Here is a 17,730-nt window from a genome sequence, read left to right as displayed (position 1 = left end):
AGGCAAGTCGCCGATGTGTCTGGTGTTCTGGGCCCGGTGTCTGCGGGGAAGGCCCACCCGGACATGTCCTGGCCGTCTACGCGGCATGGACCTTTCGAGTCGTCGTCATACCGCACATGGTGCCACGACCTCGAACGATGCCTCGAATGGTTTCACTCGTCCGGGGATTCGCCGGGCAGTTGGACGGCCCTCGCGTGAGCATGCGTTCCGCCACGGTACGTTCGTACGAAGGCTGCAGAGGTGAGTGTGCTCGACCACGATGCCCGGCGGGATGCTTTCGACTTCGCGTCCCACTTTCCGAGAGGACTTCTATACGTGCCTGACCCGGCGCGGTGACACCTTGTTCGAGCTGGGCGACGCGATGCTCTGCGAGGACGGGGAGGTAATCTCGCCGGTCGATCTGACGCTGCTGGCCGAGCACCGGCGTGGGCACGGTGCGTTGTGCGACGCGCTCAACCAGGGCCGCATCGACACGGCCGGGCTGCGCCGCGCGCTGGCCATGCTGCCGCAGCGCAAGGCCGCCGACGGGCGTCTGGTGTTGGCGGTCGATGTCTCCGCGTGGCTGCGTCTCGACGCGCCGACCAGCCCGGACCGCTCGTTCTGTCATGTCTGCGGACGCTCGGGACGATCCAGTGACCAGTTCATCCCCGGCTGGCCCAATTCCTTCGTCGCCGCGCTGGAGACCGGGCGGACGTCGTGGTGCCAGCTGCTCGACGCGGTCCGGCTCGGCTCCGGCGACGATGTCGCCGTGGTCACCGCGGCCCAGGTCCGCCGCGTGGTCACCGACTTGATCGGCCAGGGGCAGTGGGAAGAGGGCGATGACGACATCCTGGTCGTCTTCGACGCCGGCTACGACGCTCCGCGCATGGCCGTTCTCCTCGACGGCCTGCCTGTGGATGTGCTGGGGCGGATGCGCTCGGACCGCGTCATGCGACGGCCGACGCCCACGCTCAAGGAGTACGCCCTAGCCTATCCCCAGGACAGGCTACCGCCGAAGCACGGCAACGCCAAGCCCGAGACCTGGGGCGAGGCGGACGTGGAGACCGTGCAGGTCACCGACCGGTACGGCACCGTCCAGGCCAGAGCCTGGGACCGCCTCCACCCCCGTCTCACCACCCGCTCCGCGCGGATCGACCACGATGGTGAACTCCCCATCATCGAGGGCACCTTGATCCGCCTCCAGGTCGACCACCTGCCCGGCGGGGGCGACCCGCTGCCCGTCTGGCTGTGGTCCTCCAAGACCGGTATGACCAGCGAGGACGTCAACCTGCGGTGGCAGGCATTCCTCCGCAGATTCGATCTTGAACACACTTTCCGCTTTGTAAAGCAGACGCTCGGCCGGACCCGCCCCAGGCTGCGTACTCCCGATGCCGCGGACCGGTGGACGTGGCTCGTGATCGCGGCGCACACTCAGCTCCGGCTCGCCCGCAAAGCCGCAGCCGATCTCCGCCGGCCCTGGGAGAAGCGGACCGAGCCCGCCCGGCTCACCCCGGCCCGCGTCCGCCGGGGGTTCAGGAACCTCTGCCCTCACCTGCACAACCCGGTCCGTGCGCCCAAACCCTCAACTTGCGGACCAGGGCGCCCACTTGGCTCGAAGAATCAGGGCCGGCCACGTGACCTCCGTCAGGATCACACCGAACCCGGACGAGGCCGCTACCGGAAACGGACTTAACGTCCCCTCACCCCCGCTCGATCCCGCAGCGCCTTGTGGCGCACGAAGGCGCAGATCCAGGCGGCTGGATCGGTCAGCACCTGTGCTGCCGAAGATGCCGGGCATGCCCGAGCCCCGCACCCACGGCTACGGTCAACCCGACGCCAACTGTTCCGCTATCTCCTTGATCCAACCGGTGGTCTTCGCCGGGTCATTGAGGCTGTCCGCCCACGCTTCCGGTTCCAGCTTGTGGTTGGTGGGGCCTGATTTGAGAGCGATGAGGAGGGCCCTTGCGGAGTCCCTCATCTCGGCCGTTGTGCTGCCGGTGCCTTGGATGTCGGGACCCGCCGCCAAGGCGTAGATCTCGCGAGCCATGGCCTGGCGTTCCCCCTTCGACACCTTCTGCCAGAACTTCAGGGCATGCTTCAGCGATTCACTGCGGGATGCGGCCTCCGCTGGGGTCTCGCTCTCCGGTGCCCAATACTCAGGATGGCGGACCTCTTCGTAGCGCTTTGTGGCGGCGCGGAGCGCCTTGTACAGGGTGACGCCGAGGACGAGGCCGGCCCCGGCCCCGGCGAGACCCCATCCGACCGGGTTGCTCGCCAGCCCGGCTGTTCCCGCCGTGACCGCCGTCACGACGCCGGCCGCGGCCTTGGTGGATTCGCCCAACGCGCCACCGATGGTCTCCTTGCCGATCTTGATGAGCTGCTTCTTCTTCGCGTACTCCTGCACCGTGCTCAGCTTTTCCACGTCTCTCTCTGCGCGCTGGAGGCTCTCGGCGGCGTCACGGGCTTCACCCGTTGCCTCCCAGGCGGCGTCGATGGCCTCGGAAACGAGCTCCAGCCGTCCCTCGCCCTCGTGGTCCCAGTAGGCATCCAGCGCGACGTACGCCTCCGCCGCGGCCCACTCGGCCTGCTCCCGTGACTCGTTCAGCCGGGCCAGTGACCCCGCGTGGACGAGATGAGGATCTCCGAGCTCCTTCACCTTCCTGTACTTGCTGGCCGCTCCACCGACGCGGAAGGCTGCCCGTATTCCCTTGATCGCGCCGACGGAGGCGCTGGCGATACCGCTCGCCTCGGACGCCACCGCGGCATCCGCCGCCTTCTGGAGCTTGGTCACCTCCTTGGCGATTCCGGCGCTGTAGCTTGCCGAACCGGCGGCTCCGATGACCGTGTCGGCCCCCTTGGTCTTGGCTTTCTTTTTCGCCATGTGGTGGCCGGCCCCGGTCTCGTGCTTTTTGGCGTCCCGTATGTTCTTGTACGCGTCTATGCCATTGACCACAGTGCCGGTGACCTCCGTGAGGAGGTTCTCTGACGCGGCGGAGGTCCCCGAGGCGGCGGTGGAGTGCTTGAGACCCTCGTTGGCCGCGGCGGCGGCCTGCTGGGTGAAGCCCGCGTTGGTGGGGGTCTGCACACCCTTGATGAAGGTGTCGATGGGCTCGAGATTCTTTTTGAACCTGTCCAGGATCCCGGCGATCTGGTCGCGATAGTTCTTCTTCGCTCCGGCGGGCGCGCCGTTGGCCTCAGGCGCTTTCCCCTTCCCCTTGTCCATGCCCCTGGCGCGCTGCACCGCCGCAGTCGTGGCCCGATTGCCGGCGCTGGATTGCATCTGGAGCAAGGCGTGCTCCAGTGAGTTTCCGGACAGACTCCCTTCCCGGCGCTGCCGGGCCGACGTAAGGGCGGCTGCAGACTGTGGCGTCGGGGTGCGGTGGACCGGGGTGCTCATGGACGTTGCCTCTCCTGTCTCCGGAATCGGGAGGTGAAGATAGCCAGGCGCGGCCAACAGTCGGGGTGCATCGGGGAAACTCTTCGGGGATGCTGTGAACTGAGGCATCCACCGGAGTGTGGACACCGGGGCTCATGCTGCGATTGTGAGTGTGTCTGCTCGCAGGTGCTGTTGTTCGAACTGGGCTGGTGAGAGGTAGTTGAGGGCACTGTGGTGTCTGCGGGCGTTGTAGTAGGTGAGCCACTGGAAGATCTCCAGCCTCGCCTGATGCACCGTCGAGAACATTCTCCGGTGCATCGTCTTCCGCTTGAGGCCCTGCCAGAAACTCTCGGCGAGGGCGTTGTCGTAGCTCGAGCCGACCCGGCCCATGCTCCTGCGGATCCCGTAGTCGTCGCAGACCTGGGCGAACGCGGCGGAGGTGTACTGGGCGCCCCTGCCCGCGTGGAAGATCACCCCGCTCACGTTGCCGCCGCGGACCGCGAGCTGGAGCTGATGACCCTGGTGGAGACCGGCACTCGCGCCCTGATCGGCCTGAAGCGGTCATTACTTGCAGAACTTCGCCAGCCCGGCGGCAGCACCCGCGTTGTAGCCCTTCTCGAAGTTCGGGTCGACGGCGGTCAGCCCTTGCGGCGGTTGCTTCTTGCAGTCGGCCTTGGTGTCGGCCAGACCCTGGCGGAAGCCCTTGCTGTACTGAGCCTGGGCGTCATGCTGATTGGCTTGGCTGACAGTGCCGCAGGAGATCTTGGCTTTCCCCTGAGTGGCGGTTGCGGGACCCTGGGGCCCGAAGCCGGACTTGAATTCCCCGTTGGCGTCCGCAGTGCCAGAGGCACTTCCGTGCGGTTCTTTGACCTGCACCTTCACTCCTGGCTTGGCGCCCTTGACCAGGACGTCGAAGCCGCCAGGGATGGCGGTGCTGTCGCTCAGCTTGACTCTGTCGGGGATCTTGGTGTCGGCGGAGTCAACTGCCCAGGTTTCGCCAGGACGTCGGGCGAGGTATCTCGCGCTGGTCGAGGTAGTTCTGAAAGGCCGTCGGCTGGCGGGGCCTGGGGGCTTCCTTGGCGGTTGGTAGTCCGCTGAGGCGCTCGATGTTGACGGCGATGGCCGTCAGGACGTGCTGGACGTGGACCTTTCCCTGTCCCCGGTAGCGGCAGCGCCGCATGCCGTGTCCATGGGCGAACTCGTTGGCTGTGCCCTCCACTCCGGAGCGGACTGCATAGCGGGTCTTCCACTCGGGTGTCTGTTGCTCGGCGCGGACACGGAGTTGCAGGTTACGGAGCTCGCGCGGGGGAAAGCCCACGGTGCGGGCGCTGTCGGCGGTGCTGGTGCACTGGGTGCGGGCTGGGCAGGGACGGCACTGGCTCTTGGTGAACCGTGCCACGATCAGCGGGGCCGCGGTGGGCGAGGAGGTCGGGTAGGGGCCGTGCCAGCCCGCGCTCACCTGCCCCTGGGGACAGGTGACCTGCTGGCGGTCGAAGTCGATATGGAAGTCGTCCCGGGCGAAGCCCTCGTTGCGGCGATGTTGGCGGGTGGGGTTGCTCTTCAGCGGCCCGGAGACGGTGACCTGGTGTTCCCGGGCGGCATGTTCCAGGTGGGGCAGGGAGGTATAGCCGGCGTCGACCAGGTGCTCGGCGGGCAGCAGTCCGCGGCGGGACAGGCGGGTGTGGATGCCGGGCAGGACCTGGCTGTCGTGGGTGGTGGCCGCAGTGGTCGCGACATCCGTGATCACGTTGGGGCCGTCGGGAGCACAGGTCTCGGTCAGATGAGCGGCGAACCCCTTCCAGCTGATGATGTGCCCGTGCCGTGCATAGCGGGCCGAGATGTCGTAGGGCGAGACGATCGCCCTCGACGACGGCGGCAGTCCCGCCCCGCCTTCTTTCTCGGCGGTGCGCCAGCGAAGGTGTCCAGCAGCATCGCGGTGGTAGTTCTGCATCACGATCTGCCGCAGAGACTGGACACGAGGACCGGACACGCGGTCCGCTCCGTGACGGTAGAGGTGCTCCAGGAGCCGGACTGCGTCGTTTCCGGTGGCATGGATCCTGGTCACGGGCTTGGTGGGGTTCTTCCCCAGACGGACCGGCCGACCGTGGCGGAGCCCCCAGTCCTCATCGACCAGCTCGTCGAGCAGATGAGGGGAGATGCCTGCAACCTCTTCGAGTGCGGCGCGGACCGCCTCGGTGATCAATTCCAGGCGGGTCAGGTCACGCACCGCGGCCAGGACGTGGGGGGAGTCGGTGCGCTGCGTGGTGCGCTCGCGCACCAGGCCGGCCTCCTTGAGCCGGGCCAGCGCGAGGTCCAGGAGGTGGTCGGCACGGCCGTCCTCAGCGAGACGATCGCGGAAGTCTGCCAGCACGCTGTGGTGGAACCCGGGATCGTCCAGCTCCATGGCCATCGCATATTTGAAGTCGATGCGGCAGCGGACCGCTTCGGCGGCCTGCCGGTCCGACAGGCCGAGCAGGAACTGCAGTACGCAGACGGTGGCCAGCTGAGCGGGCGAGAGCCCCGGACGTCCGTCCCTGGGGTACCAGTCCGCGAAGTCCTCGTCGTGCCACAGCCCATCCAGCCGGTCTCGCACCCATATCGCCGTCGTGCCACCCGGGTTGCTCGCCTGCGCGATCCGCGCGGTCAGAGACGGAACGTGCTCACCGGAACGGGGGCGCAGAGACAACGGGCACCTCGACAACTGCATCGGTCGGCGGAACTACCCGGGCATGCCCGTCGGCCATGCTGCCGCACCGGAAAACTCCAAGATCCCCGACTGTGAGGATGCGGGAGTCTTACGGCTGTGGCCGGGGCTCAGTGCGGGAATGTCCGAGGCGGACGCTGACGGGGCAGCGAGGTGCGGAACTCCTCGATCACGGAACTCACCTGCCGCATCAAGTAAGTCCGTTCCAGCAGGCCGAGGTAGAGATTGCGGCGGGCCAGTCCGGGCAGGTCCACACAGAAGTACAGCGCCATCAGTGGGTTGATGAACAACTCGCTGTCCTTGGTCCTTTCCGTGAACCGGACGTTGCCGAAGTCACCACGCACGGCGGAGGCCACGGATCCGTTCACGATGCTCGGGTGGCTCGCGGTGTGGCGCTGGGCGTGCGCCACCGCGTCGAGATACAGCGCGCCCTCCCGCCCGGCCCCGAGCAGCGAGAACGCGCCGAGATAGGAGCCATCCCGGTCCAGGGCAGCCAGGTTCTCCAGCACGAGCGAGTGGTTCACGCCGTGATACGCGTCCACCCCGAAGCCGAGGCAGGCCACCAGCCGGTGCGGGACCTCGTCGAGCCTGCTCACGGCGGCCAGGCTCGCCATGTCCTCCTCCGGGGTGCCGAGACCGTGCTCGTCGCCGCGCATCAGGATGTCGGTACCGCCGTCCACCAGCACGACCGCGTCGACACCGCCGAGATGCTTGATTAGCGTCCGGTAGGCCGCCCGTAGCGGCCCGACCCCGATGCTCGGGAACGCGTACACGGTCGGCGGCAGGTCCTGCGTCGCGAGCCACTGGGCGAGCGTCCGTTCAGGGAAGTAGTCGCCGCGCAGGGGGGTGTCGGGCCCGACGGCCGCGACGTCCTGGTCCACCCACACATCGAGGTCCAGGCCGTACAAGTCGGCGAAGGACAGGTTGGCGAGGTGCACCTCCTTGCCCGCCGACCGCAGCGCGAGTGCGAGCGGCAGCCCGGCGTACACGTCGAAGCCGCCGCCCGCACCGGCGATAAGCACCCGTCGCGCGTCGTGCAGGCGAGTGAAGAAGGCGGGTTCCCCCAGAGAGATCACCGCAGGACGCTAGCAGGAGGGCAAGCCGGCACCGGGCCGATCAATCTTGTGAGATCGGTCAAGGATCGGTGAGTGTGACCGTTCGCGCTTATTGGCGGGAGACTGGCGGAACATCGCTGCTAACGAAGTTTCCGTTCACCCTGGTTGAGCCGGGACACGATAGTTGGAACCTGGCCATGCATGTTGGAACCGAGTGGCTCACGATTCCCCTGGCGGGCCGGAGTGTCGGTGGCATCGGGTTGGATGAACCTGTGACTGTCTATGACGTGGCCCGCCAGCTCCCCGCCGTCGCCGACCTGCGGGACCTGTGCCGTTCACTGGCGATGCTCGATGCGATCCTGAGCCCGGACTGGGAGGGCCGGTACTACTCCTTCAACGCTGGTTGGGCTGACGGCGAGGAGATGGCCTCGATGCGCAACGGCTCGGGGGATGAGTACTCGATCGTGTTCTCGGCGGCCGGGGCCTACGTGCGCGGCTTCGATCACGAATCGCCGATGAGCCCCTTTGGCAATGATGGCGAGCCCTGGCCGGGTGTGGTCGACGAAGTTCCCGAGCCCTTCAGGGCCTTCGTCGAGGAGCCGGCGTTCACTGATCATGAGAGGGTGCCTGTCGTGACGGCCTGCTTGTGGCGGGGACCGACGGACGAGCAGTGGCACCACGGGACGATCGAATATCCCGAGGACGCTGTCGATCCTGACGGGGCGACGAGCCTGTTCGGCCTCCTGGTCGACCGTTCTCCGGAAGCGTTCCAGCGCTTCGCCGAGGACTACTACGAGGTCTCGGTCGACCTGGAGGCGGTGAGCCAGGTCCATGCGTTGCGGCCGTTGGACCAGGAACTCGTATCGTTGCTGAACCCTGAGGTCAGCTTGACGGACCTGGCCCAGGACATTTCCGAGATCGGCTATCCGCAGCTGGACCAGGAGTCGGTCTGACCGCTGTCGATCATTCCGATGAGGTGCTCGGCGTGCTGGAGCAGGGGCCCGCGGAGTGCCGTGAAGTGATGAATCCGGCCTGGGCGGGCGAGTTTGGCCCAGGTGTGGCTGCGCTGGTTGAGCCATACTCTCCCGAGTTCTTCGGTTTGTTCTGCCTCGATCGGCCGGGGCGCAAAGAGCGGTTCGCCGTGAGTGATCTGTGCCCAGACGAACGCGGATGCGTCGTGGCGCTTTCGGGCGTCCAAGTTGGGCTGGATGCGACCGGGGACAGCCGTAGGACGCCTCGACCGGCCCGTGATCGCTCACAGTGTCCTCAGCGCCGTTGTAGTGCCCACGCTCGTCGCGGTCGGCGGGGATGTACTTGGTTGGTGACAATGGCCTGCCGGGTTCCTGCCCCGACCGCCGCCGTCAGCCCTCTCGGCACAAGGCGTGCCCCTATCCGTCGCAGTCACAACAGCCCGAGCTTTCAAGCCGACATCTGCGAAGCCCGCCTACACGTGACCGGGACGCTGACGCACTCGCCTACGGAAGAGCCGGACTGCCTACACAACGCGAAGACAGGACCGCTCCTCCGGGCCACCGCACAGAGAGTCACCGGCGCGCTGTCTGTGACTGAGCGCGCTACCTGGCGGGAGTCGCCAACTCCAGTGCTCACTTCGCAACGTCCTGAGCTGCGCGTATTGCCCCCGTTTCATCGCTACCCAAGCCGGACGGTGGAGGCCCCGATCGCGGCGCTGACCTGGGGAGTGCTCGATCCGCCAGGTCGGCCGCTCAACCGCCAGGCAGAGCGCTCAGTCACACCGACCTCGCGCTGCTGACCCTGGCCAGCAGCGCCTGCATCAGGGACCGGTGAGCATCGAACAACTTGGGCAGTGGCTCCTGCTGGAAACCGCCCAGTGGTGTGCCCGCGATGCGAGAAAGGCCGTTCACGCCCTGGACGACGACGGCCTGCTGGCAAAGCCTGCGGCCACCTCACCAAAAACACCGACTGCGGTGACCCGCGTGTCACCGAGAGGTGGGACTCGATGGCAGTCACTTCAGAGACCATGGGGTCTTGAGCGGAGCGCCTCCCGCGGCCACCGAGGCAGTACCGCCGTGACTCAGTGCGTGCTGCGCACCAGTCAGCGCCCGGCAGGGGCGGGGACGGAGAAGCGGATCCCGTAGCGCTTTTCCATGGTGGCGATCCGGTCGGGCAGGCTGATGCGGATCTGCGCCAGCTCGTCCTTGTGCTCGGCAACGTACTGCCCCCGCGCCTTCGCGCGCAGTGGTTCACGCGCCGCCTCGACGGGCTTCATGCAGGTCGCGTAGATCGCTCCGAGCCTGCGGTCCTCCGCCTTCATGGCGTCGCGGTCGTCGATCTCCTGGATCTTCTTGTCGACCCCGTTGAAGAAGTCGTTCTCGTCCTTCGCCTGCACGCCCTTATCCGCGAGGCAGCCCGTGAAGGTCTTGCGTGCGGACACGACGGTGTCCTCCGTCTCGAGTGGGGCGAGCCCACTCAGCCAGCGGGAGAACAACGGACCGTAGACGGACTGGAGCTCGGCGGCCGCCGTATCGCCCTTCTGGCCGCAGCTTTGCACCAGCGCGTTGTCCGGCGCCGCACCACCAGCGGAGGAGATCTGCTGGCCGGGGACCGTGGCGGGGGCGAAGCCGTTGTGCGCGATGGTCTCCAGGTCCGGAATCTCGTACAGCCGCACGAACATGGCCGGAGGGGCATCCGGCAGCTGCGCGTGTGCCGACGTGAAGCAGGCTCGTACGGTCTCCGACCGGATCAGGCTGGTGAAGCCTTCGAGGCCTTGGGTGAGCCGGGTGTCCGCGCCGCCGGCGGGCAGCACCATGGGCGTGACGTCCTGCGGCAGGCCGTACGAAACGGGCGTGGCGGGCTCGACGGCGGGCGCGGAGGCGTCAGGGCGCGTGGGGGCGCTAGCCGCCGGCGCCGAGCAGCCGGACGACAGGGTCAGGAGCGTGCTGACGAGCACCGCTCCAAGAGCGCCGCAGGAGCGGGGGCGGCGGGAGTGCCGGGCGGGGCGGGGCATGTCCGCCTACCTCCGATTACGAGGGTGGACCACCGGATTCGCGGGCCGTGCCTGCCGGACGGGGTTTCCCGACAGGCAGGCACGGCGCGAGATCAGTGAACGATGGTGACCTGGTCGCCGGGGGTTCGGCTGATCACGGTGAACTGGGTGCCCGGGGTCAGGTCCGTGACCAGAGCGAAGTAGGAGTTGTTGATGTCGTGGTAGCCGTTGTCCATCTGGACATAGCCCTTGGACCCGCCCGTCCAGCCCACCGAGCTCGACTTGCGGTACATGCCCATGTACCCGGAGTACTTGACCTCGGGGGCGCCGGCGGCTTGCGACCAAGACACGTTGAGGTCGTGGCAAGGCGAGTCGGCCTTGACCGCGACCATGGCACCGCTCGTCGTCGTTCCCGGGCTCCGCAGCCAGGTCGAGACGCACCCGGAAGCCGAAGCAGTGGGCGCCAGAGTGACCAGGGAGACGGTAGTTATGCCGGCGACGGTCAGCGCGGAAAGCGACTTCTTCACAAGAAACCCGATCTATGCGAGTAGAGCAGGGCCCGTCAGACTGACGGGCCAAACGCTGGGCACAATATCAACTCATCGCCCTGACCTGCACGTTCGCACGATCGCGCCAGGGACGCGCTTTTCTGCCTCGACCAGCCGATGGGGCCCCGACGGCGTCGAACCACAGTACGTAGGGGACTTCCCGGATCGGCAGCGGCGGGCCCCGGCACGTGCGCTGGGACCACCGGCCCGTGGTCACCTTCTGGCGGCTTTCGCAACCACCACGACCGTTAGGCGATCCTCCAGAACCGCCGGGCCCTGTCTTACGGAATCGTCAGGGCCGCCGGTCCCGGACCGCTGGTACTCATGACGATCGTCGCGATGGCGTGCAGCGCCGCCTGGTGCGTGTCGGCATTGCCGGGCTGTTTCTGCCAGGTGCGGACGAGGAGGGTGGTGGACTCCAGAGTTCCAGGCGGGATACCGAGGTAGCGGGCGGCGCTCAGCTGTGATCCGCCGCGGGCCATCTGGACGAGGCGGATCGCGGCGTCGTGCTGCCGAGACCACTGGGGCCCCTACAGCCGGTCCCGTGGCGTCGTCCACGCGATGGTCACGACCGTGATCAATCTCGGCGCCAACGGGCTGTACCGATGCTCCGCCAAGTCGGCATCCGTCGTGACGCGCAGGAATGCTCCCGCCTCAACCGACACGGTCGCGGGCGGGAGGGACACCGGTAGGTCGGAGCGCTCCATCGGGCCGCTGACCTGCAAGGTGCTCGATCCGACAGCTCACCCGCTCAGTCCGCTAACTACGGCGCTCATCCGCCAACTGAAGCGCTCAGCCACAGCTGTTGTGACTGTGCACGGTAGGTGGCCCGGATGGACAAATGCGATGCACAGTTCGGATCCTGGTGTCACCGGGCGGGTGGCGAGTGCCCCCGCGCCCCTCGCGCAGGAGAGCCGTGCACGGCGCCCCACCGGCATGAGGCCGTCATGACGCAAGCGCGGTGGCGCGTTCAGTCCTCATGTGCAGTGGATGGCCTTCGGAGCGGCGCGCTCCCGCAGGGGGAAGATGGGTGGAAAGCTTGGGGTATGGCCTTGCGAGCGTGGCGGGTGTTTTGGCGTGGCTGGCAGCCGGGTCACGCGCCCGCGCTGGTGGTGATCCCTCTGGGGCTGATCGTCGCGGTCTGCGCGGTCGATGTGCTGGCTCCGCCGCGCATTCATCTCGGGCCCCTGCTGGTGGCGGCACCGGCGATCACGGTGGCGTTCGCGGGCGCCCGCGTCACGGCGCTGATGGGGGCGCTCGCCGTGACGGCGCAGGTGCTGATCGGTGTGCTGAGGGAGGGTTTGTCCTCCGCCAATATCCAGGCTCAGATCACCGCTCTGGTCGTTGTCTCGGCCGTGTGTGCCGGCATCTGCGTGGTGCGGGACCGGAGTGAGCGCCAGTTGTACCGGGTGCGGTCCGTCGCAGAGGCAGCGCAGAGTGTGCTGCTGCAGCCATTGCCAGCCCGCTCCGGTCCGCTGCGGATTTCCGGGCTGTACGTCCCCGCCGAGGAAGAAGCCGACCTGGGTGGAGATCTGTACGCGGCAGCGCGGACCGACCACCACAGCACCAGGCTCCTCATCGGTGATGTGCGCGGCAATGGCCTGGCCTCGATCAGCAACTCCGCCCTATTGCTCGGCGCCTTCCGCGCGGCCGCCCATCGGCAGGCCACCCTGCCTCGCCTCGCCGTTCACCTGGACGCCGCGTTCCGCTGGGACACCAGTCAGTGGCGGTCACCGTCGGAGGAGGACACCGACGAGGACTTCGCCACCGCGATCCTGCTGGACATTCCCGACGACGAGCCGGTCGTTCACCTCATCAACTGCGGCCACCCACCGCCGCTGCTCCTGCGCGGCACTCACGTCACTCCCCTCACGCCGGAGGTGAGCCACCTCCCGATCGGGCTCGGCGGCGCCTTCGGTATCGCCGCCTACGATGTCCAGACGTTCCCGTTCGAGGTCGGCGACCTGCTTCTCCTCTATACGGACGGCGTCATCGAAGCGCGCAACACCGGCGGGCTCTTCTACCCGTTCAGCGAACGGGCGCCCGCATGGGCCAGGGACGACCCGGACGAGCTCCTGCGTGCTCTCCACGACGACCTGCTGGCTCACGTCCACGGACACCTCGACGACGACGCGGCCGCGGTCGCGATCCGCCGCCTGGCCCTCTGATCCCCGCATCGGACAAGCTCCCGACGGCGCGTGCGCCGGTGTCGACTCATCACGAGAGGGTGCAAGCCGCCGGTGAGACCACACGCATCCCAGGTCAGCGTCAAACATGCCGCAAGGACACCGTGCAGAAATCGCGAACATGGCAGAGCTCCTATAACACCTGCCTGGGATGGTTCAGGCGCTACCCTGCGGACCATCTACCGCGCACATGGGCCAAGATGGCCGCTGTTCCATCCACCACCGCAGGGATTTCGACTGCCCGTAGGCCTCGTCCGGGGTGACCCACGCGAACGGCACACCCGCCTCCACCACACGCAGGAGCATGGCCTTGAAATGCTCGGTCTTCGTCGCGAACACCACCTCGTCCGGGGCGCTCGCGTCCCGGCACCGCTCGCGGTCGTCCGTCCACGAGGTGGGAAGATACAGCTCCCGGTCGATCAGCGCCCCGCGCCCGAATCGTCACTGATCCAGGCATCGAGGACGAGTACGGGGACGGTCTCATCTGGTCTGCCGAGCGCATAGCCTCCGAGAATCAGGCCCTGCGTGGGGATCCGGAACTCGCCTCTCTGTACATGCCGTTCGACGAGCCCCCGGGCCGTGGCGGAATGCTCTTGGCATGGCCACCGTCATTACGGCGCCCTGCCCCGTCCCGTCAGCCGAGCTGCGCCAACGCACCGCTGCCCGACCGCCTCCCAGCTGGAGCGAGGCGGCAGGGTAATCCCACCGGTGGAATCCGGGACGGGGCGCACGGGGCTGCACCGAAGCGGCAGTTCGGGTCGGTGAGCGTCAGGCCGACGCCTCCGCCTGTACGCGACTCTCGCTCTCCTGGCCTGCAACCCGGCGGCGCCTTGTCGGCATGCCCGCCGTCGGGTTGGCGACGCCCCAGGCCGCGCCCTTGCAAATCAGCTCCTTGTAGATGGCCGCCACGCGGCCCGTCAAGGCGCGGTCGACCGCTCGGTCGTCGGCGGTGACGAACTGGATCAGGCCTTCCTTGCGGCCGAGGGAGACGCACTGCTGGAAGTAGCGGATGGAGACCTGGGGGACCTTGGTGTCGGTGAGGCGGGCGGCGATGGCGTCGGCGGCCTGCCAGGCCATGGGGACGCCCGAGGCGCACGACATCCGCAGCGGCTTGTCCTGGGGGCCCATCGCCATCGCCGCGTCGCCCACGGCGTACACGTCCGGATGGGAGACCGAGCGCATCGTCGCGTCGACCACGATCTGGCCGCGGCCGCTGAGCTCCAGGGCGGTGGCACCGGCGATCGGGTGGACCGCGAATCCGGTCGTCCAGACGGTCACCTCGGCGGGGATGGTCCGGCCGTCGGCGGTCGTGACGCGGTCCGCCTTCACGGCGTCGACCGCCGCGTGCTCGTGGACCGTGATGCCGAGCTTGGCCACCACCTTGCGGAGGTGGGCGTGGCCCTTCTCCGAGAGCCAGTCGCCCAGTACGCCGTGGGCGGCCAGGGCAACGTCGAGGTCCGGGCGGGCCTCGGCGATCTCCGTCGCCGCCTCCAGGCCGGTCAGGCCGCCGCCGACCACGAGCACTGGCCGACCGGACTCCAGGGCGGCGAGGCGCTCGCGCAGGCGCAGGGCGCCGGGGCGGCTGGAGATCTCGTGGGCGTGTTCGGCGGTGCCGGGGACGCCTCCGTCGTTCCAGCCGCTGCCGAGGGCGTAGACCAGGGTGTCGTAGGCCAGTTCCTCGCGCCCGAGGGCGTCCGCCGAGTCAACCGTCACCGTCTTGCGGTCCACGTCCAGGCCGGTGACCTTCGCGAGCTTCAGCTCCACGCCCGTGCCCGCGAACATCTCGCTGAACAGCCGGGGCTTGAGGTCCTGGCCGGTCGCGAGCTGGTGCAGCCGGACGCGCTCCACGAAGTCGGGCTCGGGGTTGACGAGGGTGATGGCGATGTCCTCGCGATGCAGCCGCTTGGCGAGGCGGCCGGCGGCGGTGGCGCCGGCGTAGCCGGCTCCGAGGACGACGATGCGGTGCTGCATGTCCGTGCTCCTGTCTGGAGGGGTTCCGCCGCTGTCCGGCGCGGTTTCGCCCCTTGAACCGGACAGCCCCTCGTTTCCTGACAGGATCAGGATGTGACCTGCGTCACTCGCGTTCAGAGGGTGTAGAGCGGGGCCTCCTCGTGGTCCCCGGCGGCCCACCGCTCGTTCGCCCGGGTGAGCTTGTCGGGGTTGACCTGGCTGCGCACCGCCACGATGCCCTCCGCGGTGACCTCCAGGCAGATGACCCCGACCACCCTGCCGTCGACGATCGCGACGATGGCAGGCTCGCCGTTGGCCGTCGTGGCGTAGATGTCGGGTACGCCGCCGATGTGGGCCCGCTTGGCGTCGCTGGGCTTGAACATGCCGCGCAGGAACGTGGCGACCGCGAGCGCCCCCTCGAACGCCTTCGCGCGGGCCGGGACCTTGCCGCCGCCGTCGCCGACCGCGACGGCCTCCTGGGTGAGCAGGCGTACGAGGGGCTCGGTGCGCCCGCTGGTCGCCGCCGTCAGGAATTCCTCGACGATGCGCCGGGCGGCACCCTTGTCGATGTCGGTGCGGGCCTCGCCGTCCGCGACGTGCTTCTTGGCCCGGTGGTAGATCTGCTGGCTGGCCGCTTCGGAGATGTCCAGGATCGCGGCGATCTCCCGGTGCGGGTAGTCGAACGCCTCCCGCAGCACGTACACCGCCCGCTCGTTGGGTGAGAGGCGTTCCAGCAGGACGAGGACGGCGTACGACACCGACTCGCGCTGCTCGACGGTGTCGGCCGGGCCCAGCATCGGGTCCCCCGCGAGCAGCGGCTCGGGGAGCCAGCGTCCCACGTACGTCTCGCGCCGGGCGCGTGCCGAACTCAGCTGGTTGAGGCAGTAGTTGGTGAGGACCTTGGTGAGCCAGGCCTCGGGCACCTCGATCCGCTCGACGTCGGCCGCCTGCCAGCGCAGGAACGTCTCCTGCACGGCATCCTCCGCCTCGCTCGCCGAGCCGAGCAGCCGGTAGGCGATGGTCTCCAGCCGGGGCCTGGCGGCCTCGAACCGGTCCACGTCACTCATGATCAGCGCCATGCCCGCGATCCTAGGCGCCGCCTGGGTGGTGCGGTAGAAGAGGTGCCGTGTCCCAGGGAGCCGCGCGGTGCCCGGACGGGGCCTGGAGATCGGCGAGTTCCCCGAACCGGCCGCCTGGCCGGGCGCCTTGCGTGGGCTGCCCGACCATGCGCCGCCTCGGTTACAGGTACGGTCGGGTGATCAACTCGATCGCGTGACCGGCGGGGTCCTTGAAGTACACCCCTCTACCGCCGTGCTCGGTGTTGATCTCGTCCGAGCGCCGCATCTGCGGATCGGCCCAGTGCTCGATGCCGCGCTCGCACAGTCGCTGGTACGCCCGATCGAACAGCTCGTCGTCGAGGAGGAACGCGTAGTGCTGCATCTGGATCTCCACCGGCGGCTCGGCGAACTGAAGAAGCACGCCGTCGGTGAACTGGATGTTGGTGAACGGGCCCCAGGACGGCGCCTGGGAAAGCTCCAAGAGCTCACGGTGGAACCGAGCCGACTCGCCGCGGTCCTTGGCGGCGATGATGGTGTGGTCGAAGGTGGCTGGCATGTGGTCGACCTCGCTGTCGTTCGGCACGGATTAACGGACTCGTAGGGCAGAAGCCCTGGTCCGCGGGCCGAACTGACGGGGTGCCACGCGCGCACCCGCTGTGCGATCAGCCCCCCACCGGGTGACCAATCCGTGTGTGGCGCAGAGCCGGTCCGGTGTTCACGTCGGGGGACCCTACTTGGTCCTGTCGGCCACGACCACGGGTTGGCGGTCGGCTGTTTGCCGGCTCCTCACGTGGCTCGTGGTCGTATTACGGGCTCAACTTGGACGCGGTCCGCCGAGAGCGCTTTCAGGCACACCGCTCCCTCGCCGCATACCAGGTGCTGCGCACCGCGGCCGAGGCTGCGGGCTGCTGGAAGACGGAACGCGAAGCCGCGTTGGAGGTTCTGCGTGCCGATGCGACGGAGCCGCGCCGTGGTTGGCACCGCGGGCCCGTACTGGTCGACGCCCTGCTCGACGACGGAGACCTGGACGCCACCTGGCAGGCGGCCGAGGGCCGTGCCGACGACCGGCAGTGGCTCACCCTCGCGGACCGCTCGAAGGACGCGGCCGGCCGATGTGCTCGCGGTCTACCTGCGGCTGATCGAACCGCTGAAGCAGAGGACGGGGGACCGCACCTATCAGCAGATGGCCCGGCTGTTGCTCGCCGCCCGGGAGTGCCACCAAAACCTGGGCACGCAGGAGGAGTTCGCCGCCTACCTAACCACCCTGCGCGCCGACCAGAAACGCAAGCGCAACCTGATGAAGACGCTGGACGAGCACGGTCTGTGAGCTCCGCGCCGAGGTCCGTCACCCCAGGTCGGCGAGGAGCGTGCCCAGCACCGCCTCCTCCTCGACGCGGTGGCCGATGTCGGTGAGGGCGCGGGCAAGGCCGGGCTCCCAGGGGGATTCGGCAGGGGGGCCGGACAGGGGAACGGGTGTTGTGGCGGTGGCGGCTGCCATTCGGTAGTCGGCGGCCGTGCAGTGCCATGGCTGCCAGGGCACGTGGCGCAGCAGGGTGGCGGCGATGCGCAGGCCGCCCCAGTCGAAGTCGCCCAGGTTTCTCCGGGGCTCCGCGAGCGTTCGACGGGAGTTCTCGCAGCTCAGGAGCGGTCCGGAGCACTGTAGCGGATGCAACAGGTGTGGTGCACGGAGCTACTCGTCTTGATCGTCTTCAACTGCTGGCTCACCCGGACGATCCTCTCGCCACTCCTTGCAGGGCTCGCAGCAGCTCCCGACAGTCCAGGGTTCTGCTGATGCCGTTGGTGCCGTCCGCTGCCGGGGCCGGGCGGGTGTGCCGAAGAGGATGAGGATGGGGTGTTATCGGTCTGTTCCGTAGCGGAGGCCGTCGAGGAGCAGGTCGAGGAGGCGGCC

Annotated in this window: 16 protein-coding genes and 1 pseudogene; 4 read left to right on the top strand and 13 right to left on the bottom strand. The window is 68.3% G+C overall.

Translation table 11 applies throughout. The annotated features are described in order from the left end of the window. Positions 1-271: 271 nt before the first annotated feature. Positions 272-1,672 carry an NF041680 family putative transposase gene (locus tag OG522_RS01335; RefSeq protein WP_443074643.1) on the top strand — a complete coding sequence of 467 codons (1,401 nt, stop codon included), beginning with the start codon at positions 272-274 and terminating at the stop codon, positions 1,670-1,672. A 132-nt stretch (positions 1,673-1,804) separates the two neighbouring features. On the opposite strand, the gene OG522_RS01330 is transcribed toward OG522_RS01335, so the two are convergent. From OG522_RS01330 to OG522_RS01310, 5 genes are all read right to left on the bottom strand, one after another. Beyond that, positions 1,805-3,376 (bottom strand): hypothetical protein, encoded by a 1,572-nt coding sequence (locus OG522_RS01330; RefSeq protein WP_329461052.1) that lies wholly within the window; start codon positions 3,374-3,376, stop codon positions 1,805-1,807. 132 nt (positions 3,377-3,508) lie between these two features. Then, the gene (locus OG522_RS01325; protein ID WP_329461051.1) at positions 3,509-3,829 is read right to left on the bottom strand and encodes an integrase core domain-containing protein; all 321 of its coding nucleotides are present in this window, start codon (positions 3,827-3,829) and stop codon (positions 3,509-3,511) included. Positions 3,830-3,919: 90 nt separating this feature from the next. Beyond that, positions 3,920-4,231: a hypothetical protein gene (locus OG522_RS01320; protein ID WP_329461050.1), complete on the bottom strand. Its 312-nt coding sequence runs from the start codon at positions 4,229-4,231 to the stop codon at positions 3,920-3,922. Between the two features lie 103 nt (positions 4,232-4,334). Beyond that, positions 4,335-6,041, bottom strand: a complete 1,707-nt coding sequence (locus OG522_RS01315; protein WP_329461049.1) for an IS1182 family transposase — start codon at positions 6,039-6,041, stop codon at positions 4,335-4,337. Between the two features lie 128 nt (positions 6,042-6,169). Then, positions 6,170-7,135 carry a DUF1152 domain-containing protein gene (locus OG522_RS01310; RefSeq protein ID WP_329461048.1) on the bottom strand — a complete coding sequence of 322 codons (966 nt, stop codon included), beginning with the start codon at positions 7,133-7,135 and terminating at the stop codon, positions 6,170-6,172. Between the two features lie 74 nt (positions 7,136-7,209). Here OG522_RS01310 and OG522_RS01305 point away from each other — a divergent pair, with 74 nt between their 5' ends. Next, on the top strand, positions 7,210-8,067 hold the full coding sequence (locus tag OG522_RS01305; protein ID WP_329461047.1) for a hypothetical protein: 858 nt from the start codon (positions 7,210-7,212) through the stop codon (positions 8,065-8,067). A 1,121-nt stretch (positions 8,068-9,188) separates the two neighbouring features. Here the strand turns inward: OG522_RS01305 and OG522_RS01300 are convergent. The 3 genes from OG522_RS01300 to OG522_RS01290 all read right to left on the bottom strand — a co-directional run bounded on the left by OG522_RS01300 (position 9,189) and on the right by OG522_RS01290 (position 11,109). Beyond that, complete coding sequence (locus tag OG522_RS01300) at positions 9,189-10,100, bottom strand: hypothetical protein (protein ID WP_329461046.1); 912 nt, start codon at positions 10,098-10,100, stop codon at positions 9,189-9,191. A gap of 92 nt (positions 10,101-10,192) precedes the next feature. Further along, positions 10,193-10,606 (bottom strand): hypothetical protein, encoded by a 414-nt coding sequence (locus tag OG522_RS01295; protein WP_329461045.1) that lies wholly within the window; start codon positions 10,604-10,606, stop codon positions 10,193-10,195. A gap of 302 nt (positions 10,607-10,908) precedes the next feature. Continuing rightward, entirely contained in the window at positions 10,909-11,109 is a 201-nt protein-coding gene (locus OG522_RS01290; RefSeq protein WP_329461044.1) for a hypothetical protein, read from the bottom strand. 564 nt (positions 11,110-11,673) lie between these two features. On the opposite strand from OG522_RS01290, the gene OG522_RS01285 reads away from it, so the two are divergent. Then, positions 11,674-12,795: a PP2C family protein-serine/threonine phosphatase gene (locus OG522_RS01285; protein WP_329461043.1), complete on the top strand. Its 1,122-nt coding sequence runs from the start codon at positions 11,674-11,676 to the stop codon at positions 12,793-12,795. 222 nt (positions 12,796-13,017) lie between these two features. On the opposite strand, the pseudogene OG522_RS01280 reads toward OG522_RS01285, so the two are convergent. The 4 genes and pseudogenes from OG522_RS01280 to OG522_RS01265 all read right to left on the bottom strand — a co-directional run. Continuing rightward, positions 13,018-13,239, bottom strand: a pseudogene (locus OG522_RS01280) (transposase); the annotation flags it as partial. A 342-nt stretch (positions 13,240-13,581) separates the two neighbouring features. Then, positions 13,582-14,784 carry an NAD(P)/FAD-dependent oxidoreductase gene (locus tag OG522_RS01275; RefSeq protein WP_329461041.1) on the bottom strand — a complete coding sequence of 401 codons (1,203 nt, stop codon included), beginning with the start codon at positions 14,782-14,784 and terminating at the stop codon, positions 13,582-13,584. Between the two features lie 113 nt (positions 14,785-14,897). Then, the gene (locus tag OG522_RS01270; protein WP_329461040.1) at positions 14,898-15,842 is read right to left on the bottom strand and encodes an RNA polymerase sigma-70 factor; all 945 of its coding nucleotides are present in this window, start codon (positions 15,840-15,842) and stop codon (positions 14,898-14,900) included. Between the two features lie 160 nt (positions 15,843-16,002). After that, positions 16,003-16,377, bottom strand: coding sequence for a VOC family protein (locus OG522_RS01265; protein ID WP_329467438.1), 375 nt, complete (start codon positions 16,375-16,377; stop codon positions 16,003-16,005). Positions 16,378-16,791: 414 nt separating this feature from the next. Here OG522_RS01265 and OG522_RS01260 point away from each other — a divergent pair, with 414 nt between their 5' ends. After that, positions 16,792-17,148, top strand: coding sequence for a hypothetical protein (locus OG522_RS01260; RefSeq protein ID WP_329461039.1), 357 nt, complete (start codon positions 16,792-16,794; stop codon positions 17,146-17,148). 18 nt (positions 17,149-17,166) lie between these two features. On the opposite strand, the gene OG522_RS01255 is transcribed toward OG522_RS01260, so the two are convergent. Beyond that, a complete protein-coding gene (locus tag OG522_RS01255; protein WP_329461038.1) occupies positions 17,167-17,493 on the bottom strand; it encodes a DUF2399 domain-containing protein in 327 nt (108 codons plus the stop codon). Between the last annotated feature and the right edge of the window lie 237 nt (positions 17,494-17,730).

This window comes from Streptomyces sp. NBC_01431 (assembly GCF_036231355.1).
Lineage (GTDB): Bacteria > Actinomycetota > Actinomycetes > Streptomycetales > Streptomycetaceae > Streptomyces.
Note: the sequence above shows the minus strand (reverse complement) of the source record. Positions and strands in the feature narration are given on the sequence as shown.